At 34.8% G+C, this 18911-nt stretch carries 18 protein-coding genes and 1 tRNA gene; 3 read left to right on the forward strand and 16 right to left on the reverse strand.

What is annotated here, in order from left to right; translation table 11 throughout:
- Positions 1–32: 32 nt before the first annotated feature.
- On the forward strand, positions 33–854 hold the full coding sequence (locus WMO42_RS11625) for a histidinol-phosphatase HisJ family protein (RefSeq protein ID WP_022502217.1): 822 nt from the start codon (positions 33–35) through the stop codon (positions 852–854).
- Between the two features lie 236 nt (positions 855–1090).
- Here the strand turns inward: WMO42_RS11625 and WMO42_RS11630 are convergent, their stop codons facing one another.
- The 10 genes from WMO42_RS11630 to WMO42_RS11675 form a co-directional block, all read right to left on the reverse strand.
- Entirely contained in the window at positions 1091–2224 is a 1134-nt protein-coding gene (locus WMO42_RS11630) for a cysteine desulfurase family protein (RefSeq protein WP_022502218.1), read from the reverse strand.
- A 983-nt stretch (positions 2225–3207) separates the two neighbouring features.
- Positions 3208–3339 (reverse strand): hypothetical protein, encoded by a 132-nt coding sequence (locus tag WMO42_RS11635; RefSeq protein WP_349192334.1) that lies wholly within the window; start codon positions 3337–3339, stop codon positions 3208–3210.
- A gap of 117 nt (positions 3340–3456) precedes the next feature.
- Positions 3457–3621, reverse strand: coding sequence for a hypothetical protein (locus tag WMO42_RS11640; protein WP_242854097.1), 165 nt, complete (start codon positions 3619–3621; stop codon positions 3457–3459).
- Between the two features lie 267 nt (positions 3622–3888).
- Positions 3889–4128 (reverse strand): hypothetical protein, encoded by a 240-nt coding sequence (locus tag WMO42_RS11645; protein ID WP_242858672.1) that lies wholly within the window; start codon positions 4126–4128, stop codon positions 3889–3891.
- A 105-nt stretch (positions 4129–4233) separates the two neighbouring features.
- Positions 4234–4530 (reverse strand): Txe/YoeB family addiction module toxin, encoded by a 297-nt coding sequence (locus tag WMO42_RS11650; protein ID WP_022502221.1) that lies wholly within the window; start codon positions 4528–4530, stop codon positions 4234–4236.
- Between the two features lie 4 nt (positions 4531–4534).
- Complete coding sequence (locus tag WMO42_RS11655) at positions 4535–4783, reverse strand: type II toxin-antitoxin system Phd/YefM family antitoxin (protein ID WP_055174270.1); 249 nt, start codon at positions 4781–4783, stop codon at positions 4535–4537.
- Positions 4784–5183: 400 nt separating this feature from the next.
- Complete coding sequence (locus tag WMO42_RS11660; RefSeq protein ID WP_022502070.1) at positions 5184–5366, reverse strand: hypothetical protein; 183 nt, start codon at positions 5364–5366, stop codon at positions 5184–5186.
- 38 nt (positions 5367–5404) lie between these two features.
- Positions 5405–6337, reverse strand: coding sequence for a homoserine O-succinyltransferase (gene metA, locus WMO42_RS11665; RefSeq protein ID WP_090139748.1), 933 nt, complete (start codon positions 6335–6337; stop codon positions 5405–5407).
- Positions 6338–6401: 64 nt separating this feature from the next.
- Positions 6402–8369 carry an NAD-dependent DNA ligase LigA gene (gene ligA / locus WMO42_RS11670; RefSeq protein WP_349192338.1) on the reverse strand — a complete coding sequence of 656 codons (1968 nt, stop codon included), beginning with the start codon at positions 8367–8369 and terminating at the stop codon, positions 6402–6404.
- Positions 8370–8469: 100 nt separating this feature from the next.
- Positions 8470–9168 (reverse strand): pseudouridine synthase, encoded by a 699-nt coding sequence (locus tag WMO42_RS11675; protein ID WP_022502073.1) that lies wholly within the window; start codon positions 9166–9168, stop codon positions 8470–8472.
- Positions 9169–9455: 287 nt separating this feature from the next.
- On the opposite strand from WMO42_RS11675, the gene WMO42_RS11680 reads away from it, so the two are divergent.
- Positions 9456–9529: transfer RNA gene (locus tag WMO42_RS11680), tRNA-Arg, on the forward strand.
- A gap of 1 nt (position 9530) precedes the next feature.
- Here WMO42_RS11680 and WMO42_RS11685 read toward each other — a convergent pair.
- The 4 genes from WMO42_RS11685 to gpr form a co-directional block, all read right to left on the reverse strand.
- On the reverse strand, positions 9531–10448 hold the full coding sequence (locus WMO42_RS11685) for a DUF5688 family protein (RefSeq protein ID WP_022502074.1): 918 nt from the start codon (positions 10446–10448) through the stop codon (positions 9531–9533).
- 377 nt (positions 10449–10825) lie between these two features.
- Positions 10826–12271, reverse strand: coding sequence for an aminoacyl-histidine dipeptidase (locus WMO42_RS11690; RefSeq protein WP_349192341.1), 1446 nt, complete (start codon positions 12269–12271; stop codon positions 10826–10828).
- 95 nt (positions 12272–12366) lie between these two features.
- Positions 12367–13665 (reverse strand): stage II sporulation protein P, encoded by a 1299-nt coding sequence (locus tag WMO42_RS11695; RefSeq protein ID WP_318255744.1) that lies wholly within the window; start codon positions 13663–13665, stop codon positions 12367–12369.
- A gap of 173 nt (positions 13666–13838) precedes the next feature.
- Positions 13839–14813 carry a GPR endopeptidase gene (gpr, locus tag WMO42_RS11700; RefSeq protein ID WP_349192343.1) on the reverse strand — a complete coding sequence of 325 codons (975 nt, stop codon included), beginning with the start codon at positions 14811–14813 and terminating at the stop codon, positions 13839–13841.
- A 325-nt stretch (positions 14814–15138) separates the two neighbouring features.
- Here gpr and rpsT point away from each other — a divergent pair, with 325 nt between their 5' ends.
- On the forward strand, positions 15139–15402 hold the full coding sequence (rpsT, locus tag WMO42_RS11705) for a 30S ribosomal protein S20 (protein WP_022502078.1): 264 nt from the start codon (positions 15139–15141) through the stop codon (positions 15400–15402).
- A 79-nt stretch (positions 15403–15481) separates the two neighbouring features.
- Here the strand turns inward: rpsT and holA are convergent, their stop codons facing one another.
- Positions 15482–16456: a DNA polymerase III subunit delta gene (holA, locus tag WMO42_RS11710; protein WP_022502079.1), complete on the reverse strand. Its 975-nt coding sequence runs from the start codon at positions 16454–16456 to the stop codon at positions 15482–15484.
- Positions 16457–16483: 27 nt separating this feature from the next.
- Positions 16484–18889, reverse strand: coding sequence for a DNA internalization-related competence protein ComEC/Rec2 (locus tag WMO42_RS11715; protein ID WP_055174263.1), 2406 nt, complete (start codon positions 18887–18889; stop codon positions 16484–16486).
- Positions 18890–18911 lie beyond the last annotated feature (22 nt).

The raw sequence follows: 18911 nt of genomic DNA on the forward strand, positions 1-18911 counted from the left end.
CTAATTTTACTTATGAAATGGAGAAGACATATATGAGAACTTATCCTGAACTTTCAGACTGGCATCTTCACTCGCATTTTTCGTCTGATTCAACCGAAACTCCTGAGAATATAATCAAAAATGCCATCAATATGCAGTTAAAAAGCATATGTTTTACAGAACACAACGACTACGATTACCCTTTAGAGGACGGAAATGTTGTATTTGCCCTTGATTATGACAAATATACAGACGAACTGCTTGAATTAAAAGAGCGTTATAAAAATGATATTTTTATTGGAATTGGTGTCGAACAGGGACTTCTTTCTTCTGCTAAAGATAAAATCAACAACTACGACCCTACTGGCAGACTTGATTTTATAATTGGTTCATCACATCTTGTATATGGCAACGACCCTTATTATCCTGAATTCTGGGATAATGTGTCCGTAAAAGATGCAATAAGCAGATATTATGAAGCAATAACCGACTGCATTAAAACTTGCGATAACTTTGATGTATACGGACATCTTGATTATATTGTAAGATATGCTCCTGATCAGGATAATGATTATAACTGGAAAGATTATTATGATTATTTCGATACAATCCTAAGACTTCTTATTGACAAGGGCAAAGGCATTGAAATCAATACCGCAGGACTTAAATACGGACTTAAAAATCCTAATCCCTGCCTTGATATAGTAAAAATGTACCGCTCACTTGGCGGCGAGATTATAACAACAGGTTCTGATGCCCATAAAGCCTGCCATATTGCATATTCCTATGAAATAATCACTGATATGCTTAAAAATACAGGATTTAACTATTATACTATATTCAAGGAAAGAAAGCCTGAATTCGTATCTATATAAGCACATAAGGGTTATCATCACCAGCTTTTCTGTAGACTGATTGCTCCATATATGTTTATTAATATCTGAAAAGACCAAGTATCTGCCACTGCATCTGCAGCATTAATTTACAGCATATATCAGCCCCTCAGTATGGATTTTTCTTTCATACCTTATGGGCTGATATTATATTAATCCTTTGATATATTTTTCACTTTTTGTAAAGTGCATTATTTTTTATAGTTCCAAGATTTATTTTAATCATTTTTAATTTCCCGTAATGCTGCAACATTTTTCTTAATACAATCAATGCAGTAATCAGCCTGATTTCGATTTAATGTATGATTAAATGTAAGTCTTATTGAAGCAAGGCTTTCTTCATCAGTCTTTCCTATAGCCTTTAATACGTGCGAAGGTCCGCCGTGATTGCCGTGACACGCTGAACCAGAGGATACGCATATGCCCTGTTTATCCAAAAGAAGCACAAGTTCACCTGCACTTATACCTTTAAAACAGATATTAATATTTCCTGATACCCTGCCTGTCATATTGCCATTAATGCTTGTATACGGGATTTCATTAACTATCCGCTCTGCCATATATCTTTGTATATTCCACTCTTTTTCCATTCTGTAATGCAGTGTATTAACAGCAATATCCGCAGCTGTTGCAAGTCCGATTATTCCAGCAACATTTTCTGTACCGGAACGCATATTTTTCTCCTGTCCGCCTCCATATATTAACGGCTCAAGCTCCCTGTCTGTATACAAAAATCCAACACCTTTAGGTCCGCATATTTTATGTGCACTCACGCTGAGCATAGATACTCCAAGCTTATGAACATCAATATCAATATGTCCAAATGCCGCAACCGCATCTGTATGAACAGGAATACCGTATTCTGATGCCACCGCACTAACCTGCATTAATGGCTGTATTGTTCCTATCTCATTATTAACAAGCATAACCGATATAAGCAAAGTATCATCTTTTATCTTTCTTCTTAAATCCTCAATATCAATTATGCCATCCGATGTGCATCTTAAATATTCTATATTATACCCACGTTTCTCTAAATCTCTGCATTTATTTAATATTGCAGGGTGTTCAATTCCACTTACTATAATAGTTCCACCGTGCTTTCCTGCAACCGCTGCCTCTAATGCCCAGTTATCGCTCTCAGTTCCGCCAGATGTAAAATATATATTATCAGCCTCTGTGCCTATCAGTCCGGCTATATTTGCCCTCGCTTCTTCAACTGCCCTTTTATTATTTCTTCCACATTCATATATTGACGATGGATTTCCATAATCATTTATCATATACTGCCACATAGCCTTACACACCGGCAAACTCATAGGCGTTGTCGCCGCATTATCAAGATATAACATATGCCTCCTCCCAGCTTTTCCCTCTTTCCATACAGTCAATATTTAAGTTCACAATCCACTGTATTACTTATTAATATTATATTCAAAAGCTGCATACTATGTTAATAAAGACAACGGAGCCTTTTCTTAATTATGAGCAGCAAATCAGGCAGACAACTACTATATACTCCTGTAATCAAAGGAACTATCATCCTTACAATCGCTGGACTTCTATGCCGCATCCTTGGATTTTATTACCGCATTTTTCTTAATTCACACATTGGCTCATACGGAATGGGAATGCTGCAATTAGTTCTTCCCTTATGTGGAATTGCATTTTCTGTATGTATGTGTGGCTTTAATTCTGCAATTTCCAAATACACAGCACAGACACACGGAAATATCAATGTACTCCTTGGTGGTCTTTTAATGAGTTTTCCGTTATCCTGTATATTTTCTGCGGTATGTGCCACATTTTCATATGAAATAGCCGATAAACTTATGTTTAACGCCGATTGTGCTCCACTTATCCAAATAATCGCAATTGGTATTCCCTTATCCGCAATACACAGCTGTATATGCGGTTATTATTACGGCTGTAAAAAGACATTTATTCCCGCAATATCACAGATAATCGAGCAATTAATACGAATATTCAGTGTGATAATCTATTATCACCTGATTTCTGAAAATCTGGAAACTTTAACTGTACCTGATGCTTTATATGGTAATATCGCAGGTGAAGTCTGTGCAGATATATTCTGCATTGGATGTGTCTATGTAAACAACAAACAAAATAATAAGAATAATAAGAATAATAAAATTATTAGAAATAACAATAGCTGTTCAGCATGCAAAACCTCTTACATCAGAGTTATTGCACTATATGCTCTCCCGCTCAACTTAAACAGCCTCCTTTTGCACCTGTTTGAAAGTGCTGAGGCAATATTAATCCCAGCCCAGCTTATTATATATGGCCTGTCAAAAGAAAATGCTGTCAGCACTTATGGAATTATATCTGGAATGACACTTCCACTGCTCCTCTTTCCTTCTGCCATAACCAACTCAATGTCTGTTATGCTTCTTCCTAAAGTGTCAGAAGACAACTCTGTACAACGTAGTTCCAGTGTAATCACAACTCTGCACCAGTCCGTGAATATATGTATGCACCTTGGTATAATGAGCTGTGTGCTATTTATATTATACATTGGCAGACTTGGAGCAACACTGTTTCACGAACCCAGTGTATACAATTATACCATTATGCTTGCCTGTATATGTCCATTTCTATATGTCAGAACAAGCCTTGCAAGCATATTAAACGGCCTTAATATGACTGCAAGAACCTGTGCATACAGCATAACTGGTCTCGCTATAAGAATAGCCTCATTAATACTGCTCGTTCCCGGAATTGGCATATCCGGATATATCTACGGACTTATAATCAGCAATATATTAGTGTGTGCCCTGCATTATATCAAGCTTTACAAAATATATCATTTTAAGCCAGATATCATAAATAATATAATTACTCCATTAAGCTTAAGTATTATTGCAGTTACATCATCTAATATAACACTTAGATTAATAACAAGCCTGTTATCTTGTGTAACCGCACTCACCCTTAACAGTACATTTTCTTTGTGTGCAAATATACTATTATCCTGCTTAATCTATATAATAATCTATTCCAAGGTTGACTTTACCTGATTAATTGATGGTGCATTTTCCCAGCGGTCAATATTAGTATCATACATATCTTGTATCCACTGAATTGCACTACTCCTGCCTTCTTCTGAATATTCAAATTCCTTAGCTGTAATATCTTCTTCCTTCATCGCCGTTGAGGCATACGGACCCTGCCAGATTAGTACATTAAGTACATAATCTGGCTTTTCGCCTGTACGCTCAATCTTATATCTCATACCATTATGCCCACCGGTGTATATGCCACCATATTTGAAGAAATTAAAGGGCATTATTTCTTTTTCGTTTATCATATTGGGTCACCTTAATTCTGTTGATTATTTTTATCTTACTTTATCATAATGTGTCCACATTCTGATAATCTTTATCGTTCCATTATACTCAATTTCACCAGCTATAATCGGCTCATTATACACTTGATATACCAATCTATGCTGAATATTTATTCTTCTTGAATATACACCTTGTAAATTACCAAGTAATTCCTCATATGGAGGTGGATTTTGAAATGGATTCTCTTTAATAACTTCTATTAGTTTTTTTGCTTTTTCATCAAGATGTACACTTTTCAAATTCTTAATGTCTTTTACTGCCTGTTTAGTGTAAACTATTCGGTACATATTTTTACCACTCTACATCTTCTTCTGGCACGCAATCCTCTATTGCCGTATCCATTCCTTCTTTTATGGACTCAACCATACCTGGAATGGAATTAAGATAAATCGTCTCCTGAATTGCATTCCAATCACTTTCCGATATCAGAACCGCATTACCTTTCTTACTTACAATTAAAGTTGGTTCACTATAGAGATTAACGTCCTCCACCAAATTATAGAGTTCCTTTCTTGCGTTTGTTATATTAATTGCTGACATAATAAAATCTCCTTACCTTTTTCCTTTAATCAAATATACTGTTCTATTTTATACTAAATGTAATTATTTTTTATTACTATTCTCTCATTAAATCTCTCTTACACTCTATTATGTTTTTCTCTCTTACACTCTATATGTTTCTATCTTATCTCTTATAAATTATATTATATTATATTTTGCATCTGTTCTTCTTTAATTATATGCTAAATATTATCTTGAATGTAGAAATTTTTATGTCAAAATTATTATAACGTACGTTTTTGCGTACGTCAAGTATTTATACCATCAGATATAGACCAGCCATTATAATTGCGTAAAAAATAAGCACCTTAAGATTTTACTCTGTTGGTGCTTATAATAAAAACATAATTATTTTATTTCTCCAAATAACAATATTCAACTACTTAATTCTAAATTTTTTTGTTTCTTCCTCTTTCAATGGTCTTCCTAGTTTTTTAACTTCTTCAATCATTTCACGCCACTCAAAACGCTTTCCATTTGAAGGCTCTGTTAATCTTCCATCTGTTATAAATCTTTCAATATCTGACAACTTATTATATTCATTTTTCATAGTTGCAAGCATAACATCACCTACTTTCCAAACAACAACAAATCCCAGCCCTAATTCCCATACGTCTGAACCTTATCATTAAGGTCATAAGGGGTAGTCTGGTATACGTAATAATTCAGCCAGTTAGTATAAAGATTATTAGCGTGGCTTCTCCAAGATAACACTGGCTTTCTGTTGCAATCATCATCTGGATAATAGTTCACTGGAAGTTGTGGCTCAAGCCCCTTGTCTAAATCTCTCTTATATTCCTGATCAAGTGTCATCCTGTCATATTCAGGGTGACCCATAACAAATATATGCTTGCCGTCCTGTCCTATTGCAATATATATGCCCGCTTCATCTGAATCAGCAAATACCTTGAGCTGTTTGTTGTTTAATATATCTTTCCTGCACGCTTCTGTATATCTTGAATGTGGTGCCATAAAGAAATCATCAAATCCCCTTACAAGAGGCTCTTTTCTGTTAAGAACGTGGTGCTTGTATACACCTGATAATTTCTCATCAAGAAGGACTTTCTTAATTCCATAATGGTAGTAAAGTCCCGCCTGTGCACCCCAGCATATGTGGAGTGTTGATGTAACGTGCTCTTTTGACCACTCCATTATTGTTGTAAGCTCATCCCAGTAGTTCACTTCTTCAAATGCAAGCTTTTCAACTGGTGCTCCTGTTATTATAAGTCCATCGAAATTTCTGTCTTTTACATTAGAAAATGTTTCATAAAATTTCTTTATATGTGATGATGATGTATTCTTTGACACATGTGATTCTGTCTGTATAAATGTCACATCAATCTGTAATGGAGTATTAGATAATGCTCTTAATAACTGCAATTCTGTGTCCTGCTTTATTGGCATAAGATTAAGAATTGCTATCTGCAATTCTCTGAAATCCTGTGAAAGTGCCCTGCTTTCGTCCATCACGAATATATTTTCTTCCTCTAACTCGTGCTTAGCTGGAAGATCATTCTGTATTTTAATTGGCATATTTACCTCGATTCCTGTGTAAATCACATTTTAATATAGTCAAACTTACTGTTAATGATGTATTCTACAACAATTCATCTTTTCCTGCAAGCTTGATGAATTCTTCCTCCGTAATCACTGGAACACCAAGCTGGGCAGCTTTCTTGTTCTTAGTTGACTGCGATGTACTATCATTATTAATAAGATACGATGTGTTACCTGTGACAGAACCTGTCACCTTGCCTCCCATACTCTCTATAAGTGCCTTAAGTTCATTACGGTTAGCAAAATGATTAACATTTCCTGTTATAACAAATGTCTTGCCAGCAAGTTCCTCTGTTGTCTGTGCATTTTCAGCCTCTTTAATATTAACCTCACTTAATATGTCAAGATACTCATCTTTCTTATCTTCATTTTTAAAATATTCAACAAATGCCTCTGCTATAACTTCACCTATTCCATCTATATCAGTAAGTTCATCTGCTGTTGCTTTAAGAACCGCCTCAGGGTCATTATTAAGCTTATTAACTATTAATCTTGCTGTGGAAAGTCCCACATTATCTATTCCAAGGCCATATATAACCCTGACTAAATCTGTATCTTTCGCCTTTTCAAGTGCTTCAATAAGATTATTATAAGACTTCTCGCCAAAGCCCTCCATTGATGTTATCTCATCTTTATATCTTGATATTCTGAAAATGTCCCCTCTCCTCTTAAGAAAACCTTTCTGAATGAACTTTTCTAGAGTTGCCTCTGATAAACCGTCTATATTAAGTGCATCTCTTGATGCCAGAAGTGCAAAGCTTTTTATGTGCTTAGCCTGACACTGTTCATTATCACAATACAATGATTTTACATCATTAACATCGCTTATCCTTGTCTTTCCACCACATACCGGACAGACTTCTGGTATCCTTACTGTTCCGCTCTGTGTAATATTTTCTGCAATCTGCGGAATAATCATATTGGCCTTAAATACTTTAATTGTGTCACCTATTCCAAGCTTAAGGCTTTCCATTATGCTTATATTATGCACGCTTGCCCTTGAAACTTTAGTTCCTTCCAGTTCAACCGGTTCAAATATTGCCACAGGATTGATAAGTCCCGTTCTTGAAGCACTCCATTCTATCTCTTTTAATGTAGTTTCTGCGGTTTCATCTGTCCATTTGAATGCCATAGCATTTCTTGGAAACTTCGCTGTTCTTCCAAGCGATTCACCATAAGCAATATCATCATATATAATAACAAGTCCATCTGACGGAAAATCGTTATTAACAATTGTATGCTCAAACCAGTCAATTGCATCTAGTATATTATCTTTATCAACTTCCTTATATTCAACAACATCAAATCCCTGGCTTTTAAGCCATTCAAACTGGCATTTTCTTGAATTATTAAAATCTACTCCATCTGCTGATACAAGCGTAAATGCAAAGAAATTGACATTACGCTCTTTTGTTATCTTATTATTGAGCTGTCTTACTGAGCCACTGCAAAGATTTCTTGGATTTTTGTACTTGGCATCTGTTTCAGGAATTTCCTCATTAATTCTGTTAAAATCAGAATAAGTTATAATTGCTTCTCCTCTTAACACAAGTCTTCCCTTATAACTTATAGTTACAGGTATATTCTTAAACATTCTTGCATTGTTAGTAATAATTTCACCAATCTGTCCATTGCCTCTTGTTACCGCCTTTACCAGCTCTCCATTCTCATATGTAAGAACTATAGTAAGTCCATCAAGCTTCCACGATAACAATCCTTTCTGGTCTTTTAACCAGCTCCTTAAGCTTTCCCTGTCTTTGGTCTTATCAAGGCTTAACATTGGTGAGTCGTGTCGTTCCTTTGGAAGCTCACTTAATACTTCATATCCAACATTTACTGTAGGACTGTCCGAAAGCACACAGCCAGTTTCCTCTTCAAGCTTTTTAAGTTCATCATATAAAGCATCATATTCATAATTAGACATTATTTCCTGTCCCTCTGAATAATAGCTTTTTCCTGCCTTATTAAGAAGTGCAACAAGCTCCTTAATTCTATCTAACTTCTCCATATCTTAATATTCCTCCAGATTAACAATTAAATATACATACCTATAAACCTATTTCAAAGCTTCTCTTATCCAGCTATAGCAAAAAAGCAGCACTCACACCCTACAGGCTGTTATAAAGCTTTTCTTTCTCTGCACCCTCTACTACTCTGTATTCGCCGCAGGCAAGGTCACCCAGTTCAATATTCATAACCCGTATTCTTGTAAGCTTTTCAACCTTATATCCCAACTCCTGACACATTCTTCTTATCTGCCTGTTAAGCCCCTGTGTCAGTACAATTCTGAATGTATTGCTGTTTACTTTATATATTCTGCACTGTTTAGTCTTGACATTTAATTCTTTTAAATACACGCCAGCAGACATTTTATCAAGAAAATCTTTAGTTATATTCTTGTTAACTTTAACAATGTATTCTTTCTCGTGTCCATTAACTGAGCGTAATATCCTGTCAGTTATTTCACCATTATTTGTAAGAAGAATAAGTCCGTCCGACTCCTTATCAAGCCTTCCTATCGGATATATTCTTTCACTGTAGCCTATATAATCAACAATATTGTTATTTCCCTGCTTGTTAGTTGTTGTACATACAATGCCAACAGGCTTATTAAATGCTATAAGTATATCTTCTGGTTTATCATTAGAAATCTTACTGCCATCTATACATATAATATTATTATCATCAACCTGCTGCCCACATTCAGCAACGGCCCCGTCAACTGTTATCCTGCCTGCCTCTAAAAGCCTGTCAGCCTCACGCCTTGAACATACTCCCTTGGCACTTAAATATTTATTTATCCGCATATATATTGTATATGTGCTCCTTTCAAAATTATCGCCTTCTGATTAAATATCAGAAGCCATAAACTTTATGGTGCCAGAAGGATAATTCCATTCTCTATATATCCACATATCATTATACATTTTTAAATATGCCATACATTGCATATTTTCATATATGTATTTATGTATTTTTCTATAAGAAAATATTATTTTATCCTTCAGGCACTCATATTATAATATCAAAAACATACAACAAAATCAAAACATTTGCTTGTTTATAAAAAATAGTGTATTATTAATTATTATCAGCACATATAGCTCAGTTGGATAGAGCGTTCGCCTCCGGAGCGAAAGGTCGTGGGTTCGACTCCCATTGTGTGCATTTAAGAATATAGTTCTTCTGTATTTCTGTCATATTCATACACTGTATATGACAGAACTTCGTCTTTTGAAACTCCCTCTGTATTAACATCTCTTACCATAGCCATCAGTTCCTCTTTATTAAACATTGTTGACTTTGGAAGAATAATAACTTCATGGATTGATGAAGGCAATATATACATATCACTCTCCAGCTTATCTGCAAGTTTCTTTAATACTCCCTCATACATAATGCCCGCCGCACCATTAATTCGGCTTTTATTAGTAAGTACATAAAGATTACTGCACCAAGGATCATCCAATGAATATCTTCCCTCTGCTGTATCAACATATTTAATAAGTTCTGACATTTCATATATCTTTACAGGAAGAAGCTTAGGTGTATTACTAACCGCTGTCCTGTACAGCTCATCTTCTTTTATGTGCCAGTTCTTTATATTGCTGTTATATATAAGAGCTGTTGCATTGCCATCCTCAATCTCCCCTAATATGCAGTAATATACCATTGCAAGGTCAAGTATTTTCTTGTGTGGCACAAGGCTTAGCAGCTTCCTGTTCGCATTGTAATTAATAAGCTTGTATACAATTTTATCTTTTATCCCCTCAAAACTCATAAGACTCTGCGTATCAACCGATAATCTGTCTTTATTCAGATAATACAACTCCTTAATTCCAGCAAATATACTGTCTATTGATTTACCATTAACATACTGCTCATAATAATCATTCAAATATATCGTTGGCGATATCACACTCCCCTTATTAAGTATAATAAGCCCGTCATATTCACAACCATTATTCTTTATAACGTGTGTTATATCAACAGTCCCACCTTCTCCTGCTACAGGTTCAGCTTTCTTCATAATAACTTTCTTAAAATCCTCAAAATTCATCATAGATATAGTATTAGTTTCTTTCATTTAATATATTCCTTTCGTAAAATAATAGTTATATTCCTGCGCAGTGAATATATACATAATTGGGAATTAACTGGGCAAGACCCACGCCCACGACATACCTTTTCAGGTACAATAACAATAGATTGTATTCTATAAATGTATTACTACGAATTATCTATTGTATCATTAATAGATTATAGCTAAATGCTATGTACTCATATAAGATAACATTATATATAACATCTGTCAATATTTTATTAAAAATGCTGTGATTTTTGTTACATTTGTATAAACAAATTAAAAAACAGCAATCAATATGCCTAAATAATCTAAATATGAACTTTTTGCAAGCCATTTTCTGATTTAACGCATATCAATTACTGCTTTGTATTTATTAATTAGAATGAAGCAAGTACATCTAATATAAGCTCCCATGTACGTTGTACTGATGGTACATTAAGCTTTTCATTAAATGTATGAATATCAATAATATCCGGTCCGAATGATACACAGTCAAGTCCGTCAAGCTTATCTGCAAACATACCACACTCAACACCTGCGTGTATAGCCTGAATAACCGGTTCTTTTCCGTATAATTTTTTGAAAGAATCAGACATAATTTCTCTTAACTTTGACTCTTTCCTGTATTCCCAGGCTGGATACTTTCCTGTGATAACATATTCACCACCAAGAAGCTCAACCATACTTGTAACCTTATCTATAAGATATTCTTTCTCGCTCTCTACTGAGCTTCTAAGAAGATACGTAATTACAACCTTTCCATCTTCCATTCTTACAACACCCGCATTAATTGATGTCTGTACAAGTCCTTTAATGTCGTTGCTTAATTTAACAACACCATCCTGAATATGTGTAAGTGCAAGTACAACCTTATTAGTAGAACTGTAATCCATTGCCTGGACAGAAACTTTACTGCCTTCACTTACTTTAATAGACATATCCTTATCTGTAACACTATATTCATTAATTATAAGCTGTGCATACTTATTAAGCATTTCTACTACGCCAGCAGTATCACCATCTTCTACAACGATAACTGCTTCTGAACGTGGGGCAATTGAATTATCTTTCTCACCACCTGAGATAGTCTTGATATTATAGTTGTACTGCTTTGATAATTCAAAAAGAAGTCTGCCAAGAACAACATTGGCATTAGCTCTCTGGTATATAATATCAACACCAGAATGTCCGCTTGTAACTCCCGATACATTTATTGTGACTTCTGTTCCCGTAACTTCTGTATTTACTGCCGGATACTTAGATATAATAACAGCTCCACCTGCACAGCTTGATAAGAAGATACCTTCATCTTCTGAATCAATATTAAGCATTATTCTTCCCTTAATATCTGAACAATCCATAGCTTCTGCACCAAGCATACCTACTTCTTCATCTACCGTAAATATAGCTTCAATATCCGGATGTTTGATTGAGTCATCATCAAGAATTGCAAGTGCATATGCTACTGCTATTCCATCATCTCCACCAAGGCTTGTTCTGTCTGCCTTTATATAATCACCATCAACTAAAAGGTCAAGGCCTTCATTTTCCATATCTTTATCTTTGTCTGGTGTCTTAACAGCAACCATATCCATATGTCCCTGAATAATAACTGGTGCTCCTGTGCTTCCCTTAGTTGCTGGCTTTCTTATAACAACATTGAAATTCTCATCCTGTCTGTAATCAAGTCCTCTTTCCTTGGCAAAATCAACAAGATATCTGCTTATCTTCTCAACATTGCCTGAACCGTGTGGAATATTACATATATCCTCGAAAAATCTAAATACATTCTTTGGCTGTATATCTTCTAATACTCTATTCATATACTTATATCTCCTAGCCTTTATTTTATCGATTTATCAGTTTAACTGATTAACGTAATTATAATACAATCAAATCAGTCGTAATTCAAGTACAATTAATTAATCATTTTCTCACCCGATAAACATTTATTAAGAATATCCGCTAATGGCTCCATAGCATTTTTAACCTCTCCAACTGTATTAGTCTGTGCTCCTGCCTCTATTAACATTGACCTTCCTCTTTTGTGAAGGCAGTACCTGTATGCATTAACATATATATTTCTAAGATATCCCGGATAATAAGCCTCGCCTAACAACTGCATTTGCAGGCTCATAGCAAGATTATCGTCCCTGTAAGGATTATTAAGATATGCAATATCGCCATTTACCTTACTATAGCTAAGTCCATTAAAAAGCATAACCCTCGCCATATCTTTTCCGTCAATATTAGTAAGCAGATGTGTTGTATCTGCAACACCATCTCTGTGCAGATCAATAACAACTTCTATCGTAGGGTTGTCAGCAAGTATTTTCTCAATACCATTTTCTGCATATGTATATGCCTTGCTTCTGTCAAGTTTTCCGTCTACATAATCATACACACTCGTATCGTGTATGACATTATATCCATACTTATTGACAAGCAGTTCTGTGAGATAATCGCCAACTCCTATTATTGTCGTTGACACATCTCCCTCTACTGTATCTGTAAATCCCTCCTGTGAATGAGTATGGAAAATGAGTATCTGCGGCTTGCTGTTATCCTTGCTTATTGCAAGATTTTTCTCTATAAATTCTGCCGGCCGCAGTATACTGTCAGTCAGATCCGTTATTGATGTAACTGTATAAAAATGGCTTCTCACAAAGTTATAATCTGTAAGCTGCGATTTATCATATACTGCACCGCTCACTGTATTTCTTGAAATAATATTCCGTATATCCGATTCGTTCAATTGCTGGCTGTTGTTAATATTACTGTTCTGCGTGGTATTTCCTGCAATTATACTCTCCTGCGGCTGTGTATCACCAGCATTGCCTGCATTATTATCTGTCTCATTTTTTGTACCGCTATTATCTTCACCATTGTTAAGACCATTTACCAGATTATCTGCTCCAGCATTAATACTTATAACACCACCTGCATCATTGTCTGCAAGCTTTATATAATCATCATTCTGGTTATTAATCACAGCATTGACAGGTACAACATTATTAACCAGCTGTGCCCATATATTATTATCCAGCAGTTGTGGCTTGTCATAAAACAGCATTGCAGGTGACATAAGCCTTAAACAGCCACTAATAAATGTATCCTCTATAAATGCTGTTACCTTCATATTCTTACCTATAAGTGCCAATACAATTACAATAATCACAATTGACAATAATGATGACAGCCTGTGCTTACGCTCCATGCTAATCCTCCATTCTTGTATACAACTTTACTGTACTTTTATATCGAATTTATATCTGATATTTAATTGTATTAATGCTTATTAAGAATATTACCTATTTTATTTAAAAATATCCATCAGCCAAAATATTGTATTTATAACTAATAATTTTGCAGTCCGTTCAAAGCTTGTAATTATCCAGATATTCCAGCCTGCTCCAGGTTATTTATAGCTGATGATATTATCACACTTATATTTTTAATGTCCTGATCTATTGCTTTAGGTGTGACATACATATCCTTCATATTATTGTCTATCCCTGAAAAAAATGCTGCTATCTCATCAGCACTGCAATCACCTATAAGAGGACTTACAAGGTCTGTTACTATTGTCAAAGCATCTATTACTGTTGGAACTCCAATTGCAAGAACTGGTATTCCTATATTCTCATAATTAATTCCAACTCTGTGATTGCCTACTCCTGATCCTGGATTAATGCCCATATCCGACAGCTGTATTGTAGTATTAAGCCTTTCTATATTTCTTGCTGCAAGTGCATCTATTGCAATAATAACTGACGGATTTATCTGCTTTGCAATTCCCTTAATTATATCCGCAGTTTCCATACCTGTATCCCCCATAACTCCCGGTATTATTGAACATACACACAGCCCAGTATCATCATTATCAATATGTCCATTAATATACAGGTTCTTTGCAACAAGTGGTCCAAGCGAGTCCGATGTAATATCCCTGTTGCCAAGTCCTGCCACCAAAAGACTTATGGGTCTTTTGGAGCTTATATTTTTCCCACCTGAAAATGGTATTTTATTATCTTGTCTGCTATCCTTTCCGTTATCTTTAACTTTTTTATTTTTTAACAGCTCACCTATAAGTTCGCTGATATAATTTTTCAGAATTTCGGTGACATTATTGTTATAATCTTCATTCATCTCATTTATCTTTCTTGCCTCTATCGTTATATAAGTGCCCATTGGCTTTCCAATCATTCTCTCACCTGCTTTATTAGTAACCTTCAGGCTTGTAACTTCTATCCCTGTATCCTTATCTTTATGCTGATTTACAATAATGCCTTTTAACCTGCCGGCTTTTCTTGAAATCTCCTCATTTAATTCTACTGCAAGGTCTGTTCTAATATTATTCTGCATATCTTTAACTCCCATATAATGTTGTATACATATTTAATTCCATACTTTATATGACACCAAGAATCAAAAGGTATTTTGTCCCTGAATTATGACCCTTGCATCATTATTTTTATATGAAAAATCTCTATCATATTGATTTTTCACATCTTATTATTTATAATGTGCAGGAATATTTATTTAATGATAAATATTTTTGTGAATTAATGGTTGACATTATGGACTTTCTACTATAAGATATATGAGTATGTTTACATTAGATCGTCCGTGTCCGGCTTTAATGCGAAACAGATAACTAAGATTATATTAATATTTGGAGGTGTACGGATTGGCTAACATTAAATCTGCTAAGAAGAGAGTAATCACAAGTCAGGTAAGAGCTGATAGAAACAAGGCAATAAAGTCTAAGGTTAAGACTTATATCAAGAAGGTAGACGCTGCTGTTGCTGCTGGTGACAAGGCTGCTGCTGAAGCTGCTCTTCCTGTTGCTATAGCTGAGATATCTAAGGCTGCTTCTAAAGGAATCTTCCACAAGAACACAGCTGCTAGAAAAGTATCTCGTATTACTAAGGCTGTTAACACTTTAGCTTAATTATTTTATTTAACATAAAAGACTGGTGCATACCCTCGCACCAGTCTTTTTTATGTAATAGGAAATTGCCTATTATATTTTACGCTGAATATTTAATTATTATAAGCTCTACTCCGAGCTTATCCTGCAATCTTCCCTGCTTTACACGTTCTTCTATATCTGCACATTCATTTAATATATCTTTAACTGTATCTGTTGTAAAATATTTTGCCTGTGAAAGATATTTACCAGCAACAAATGGTGCAACCTTTATAGCCGAAGCTATCTCTTTGCTTGAAAGCCCCCTTGCCGCAAGCTCCTTTGCCTGCAATATTCCATTAAACTGCCTTACTATAAGATATAGTATTCTCATCGGAGGCTCTTTTAATGTAAGCAAATCATAATAAAGCGAAAGTGCTTTTTCTTTATTCTTATTGGCAACCGCCTCAAGCATATCGAATATATGGCTTACAGTCTGTGTTGAACATACCGCCTCAACATCCTGCGGCATAACCATCTTTTTATCACTGCAATAGCTTATAAGCTTGTCTATCTCATTTCTTATAAGCTCCATACTTGCACCAGTCTTATCAAGAAGAAGCTCACATGCTGCCTCACTTATTTTATAATCATTGGAAGCCATCATTCCTGCTATCCACCTTTTAAGCGTTGCTGGTGTCTGATACTGCATTTCACATACATATCCATTAGAACTTACAGCCTTATATACTTTATTTCTCTTATCAACGTCTTTTTCTATAAATATTAATATAAGATAATCCGGCAGTTCCTTAATATAGTCTGCCATTTTATCATTAGCCGTCTTAAAATACCCGCTGTCACTTACTATAACAAGTCGTCTTTCGCTAAAAAATGGTATTGTCTCACATATAGTAATTACATCTTCAGGCTTTGTATTATCTCCTTCAAAATAACTGTAATTAATAGTATCATCACCTATTATCGCCTGTTTCATTCTATCCTTATACTGCTTTTTAAGATATTCTTCCTCACCATATATAAGATATACTTTCTGATATTCGCCTTTTTTAATATTATCATTTAAAGTTTTCATAAGTATAATTGTACCATTTATACTGCATTATTGTAAATATTGATGAACGCTCATTTTGTATCCGTCTGTTCTAATTATTATCTCTCCTAATGTATTTGTAACATACACCTTGCAGTTATTGTCTTCTAACCTTTCAAGCGTTTCACTATGGGGATGCCCGTACCTGTTATTGATACCGCACGATATAAGTGCATACTGCGGCTTAATTGTCTTAAGCAGCTTATCACTTGTAGCATATTTAGAGCCGTGGTGTCCCACCTTTAGAACTGTTATATCAGAAAGCTCATCTTTAATATCTACATTAGCTGCTCTCTCTTTATTAATATCATTAATAAGGCAGTCCTCTGCCCTGCTTTCTGCATCACCAGTCATAAGCATTGAGAATTTTTTATAACTTATGCAATAAACAGCAGAATAATCGTTACTATCCTCATAGTCGTAACCAGCACAAGGATGTATACATTTAATATCCAGCTCTCCTACTGTAAATGTATATCCTCTTACGGCATAACATACATTTATGCCTGCTTTATCAGCCATATCCACAAGCTTCATATATGCCTCTATATTCTCTTTGCCTTTAATATCCGGCATAACAATACTCCCAATAGAAAATGTATCATCACACATCTTAATAAGCTCCATAACTGCACTTATATGGTCATTATCCGTATGGCTTATAAAAATGCAGTCTATATATTTACAGCCCATCGCACGCAATGCAGGATACACCCGGTACTGTCCTGCACTTTTAATATCCGTGCTTCCACCGTCAAACAAAAAATTATGTCTGCCCGAAGCACTTACATATATGCTGTCGCCCTGCCCTACATCTAACATATTAATCTGCAGCCCGTTATAAGGCTTGTAGTGCATATTAAGAACCAATACCACCAGCATAACAGCAATAATGTTGTTAATTGCTTTATTTACCAAGCTATGCATCTTGTAATAATTGTTAAAGTTATATTTAAAGGACGGCTTATTTATAATGATAAATATTATCATTAGCACACTATATACTATAATTATTCCTGCTGGCGGCTGTCCTGTTATTATTCTGAACTGTCCCAACCTTGAATTACGTTCGCACACAAAGTCATAGAAATCAAGAACATAATTACCTGCCCCAGCCGTAAAATACGCAAGCTTAAGCGATATAAAACCAGCAAATGCTGTAATAATTCCCGTTATCATCACCACTGGCATAAGTGGTATTACAATGCAGTTAATAAAAATACTTGTCATGAATACCGAATTATAACTATAAAGCACTGCTGGAAGTGTCGCTAATGTAACCGCAATACTACATAGCAATGCATTAATAATGTACACTATCGACTTTTTTACTATTTTGCCAGTATTGTCCATTCTGCTATTTATAGCTTTTTCATCAGGCATTAATACAGGATATAACTGTGATATACCTATAATCGCCAGAAATGACATTATATATGACATACTATAGACCGTATATGGATTACGCCCAAGTATTAATATTGAAGCAGCTGACAACCCTGTAAGAATATCAAATGTCCTGCCATATACATCTGCAATTATAATAAGCACCAGCATACATACCGCCCTTTTGGCAGATACCGTTTCTCCTGTCATAATAAGGTACATTATAATAACCGCGATTGATATTACAGAAGCTTTCATTATCCCTATATATTTTCTTATTAGCTTATATACAGCCATACCAACTAAAGATATGTGCAGACCGCTTATTGCAAGCAGATGTGCAATTCCATTTTTCTGGTATTCCTCTTTAGTCTTAATATCAAGCTCATATTTATCACCTAACACAATTGATGACATAAGCCCAGCTTTATCTTTATATACCTTTGCATATATACCCTTAATCTTTTGCTTAATTACATACAAAATATATCTAAGCCGGTTATTGTTACTCTCTGTAACTACAACCTTATCTGCATTGCATTTATATGGATAACCCAGCGAAATATAATACATATTAGCGTCAAAACTGCCATAATTTCTTGGCTTATCAAATTCCTTAACATCTCCAGTAACCCGCACTATGTCTCCTGCATTACATTTATTATCATCTGTGTATACAATAATTCCTGTATGAATGTCCGTATTATTAATATACAAAACATTATAACCATCCTTATTCTGCATATTATATATTGTGCCTGTAAATGTTATATTCTCATAACATTTTCCCAGTCTGTCACTTACTATGCCTGTTCTTATTATTGTCACTGGAAATATAAGAAATATAAGATAATAAAGACAGGAATTCTTATTGAATCTTACACATATGCGTAAAACTTCAAATGCCAAAATTCCAACCAATACTATTACAGGCACTGCACTCCAATGCAGCTTTTCCCTGTAACAATATGTAGATATTACTGCGGCTATAAGCTGAGTTACAGCCGCACTTAATAATGGTCTTTTCAAATAACTAACCTTTTGTTCCTTT

The organism is Lachnospira sp. CLA-JM-H23, assembly GCF_040096425.1.
Lineage (GTDB): Bacteria > Bacillota > Clostridia > Lachnospirales > Lachnospiraceae > Lachnospira > Lachnospira rogosae.

Coding starts and splice junctions, on each gene's coding strand:
- WMO42_RS11640 (WP_242854097.1), bottom strand. CDS start 3,621: ATGCCAATTCCGGGAACGAGCAGTATTAATGAGGCTATTCTTATAGCG.
- holA (WP_022502079.1), bottom strand. CDS start 16,456: ATGAAAACTTTAAATGATAATATTAAAAAAGGCGAATATCAGAAAGTA.
- gpr (WP_349192343.1), bottom strand. CDS start 14,813: ATGCAGAATAATATTAGAACAGACCTTGCAGTAGAATTAAATGAGGAG.
- WMO42_RS11660 (WP_022502070.1), bottom strand. CDS start 5,366: ATGCTTGCAACTATGAAAAATGAATATAATAAGTTGTCAGATATTGAA.
- WMO42_RS11655 (WP_055174270.1), bottom strand. CDS start 4,783: ATGTCAGCAATTAATATAACAAACGCAAGAAAGGAACTCTATAATTTG.
- WMO42_RS11675 (WP_022502073.1), bottom strand. CDS start 9,168: ATGCGGATAAATAAATATTTAAGTGCCAAGGGAGTATGTTCAAGGCGT.
- ligA (WP_349192338.1), bottom strand. CDS start 8,369: ATGGAGAAGTTAGATAGAATTAAGGAGCTTGTTGCACTTCTTAATAAG.
- metA (WP_090139748.1), bottom strand. CDS start 6,337: ATGCCAATTAAAATACAGAATGATCTTCCAGCTAAGCACGAGTTAGAG.
- WMO42_RS11650 (WP_022502221.1), bottom strand. CDS start 4,530: ATGTACCGAATAGTTTACACTAAACAGGCAGTAAAAGACATTAAGAAT.
- WMO42_RS11695 (WP_318255744.1), bottom strand. CDS start 13,665: ATGGAGCGTAAGCACAGGCTGTCATCATTATTGTCAATTGTGATTATT.
- WMO42_RS11630 (WP_022502218.1), bottom strand. CDS start 2,224: ATGTTATATCTTGATAATGCGGCGACAACGCCTATGAGTTTGCCGGTG.
- WMO42_RS11645 (WP_242858672.1), bottom strand. CDS start 4,128: ATGAGATATAAGATTGAGCGTACAGGCGAAAAGCCAGATTATGTACTT.
- WMO42_RS11625 (WP_022502217.1), top strand. CDS start 33: ATGAGAACTTATCCTGAACTTTCAGACTGGCATCTTCACTCGCATTTT.
- WMO42_RS11690 (WP_349192341.1), bottom strand. CDS start 12,271: ATGAATAGAGTATTAGAAGATATACAGCCAAAGAATGTATTTAGATTT.
- WMO42_RS11685 (WP_022502074.1), bottom strand. CDS start 10,448: ATGAAAGAAACTAATACTATATCTATGATGAATTTTGAGGATTTTAAG.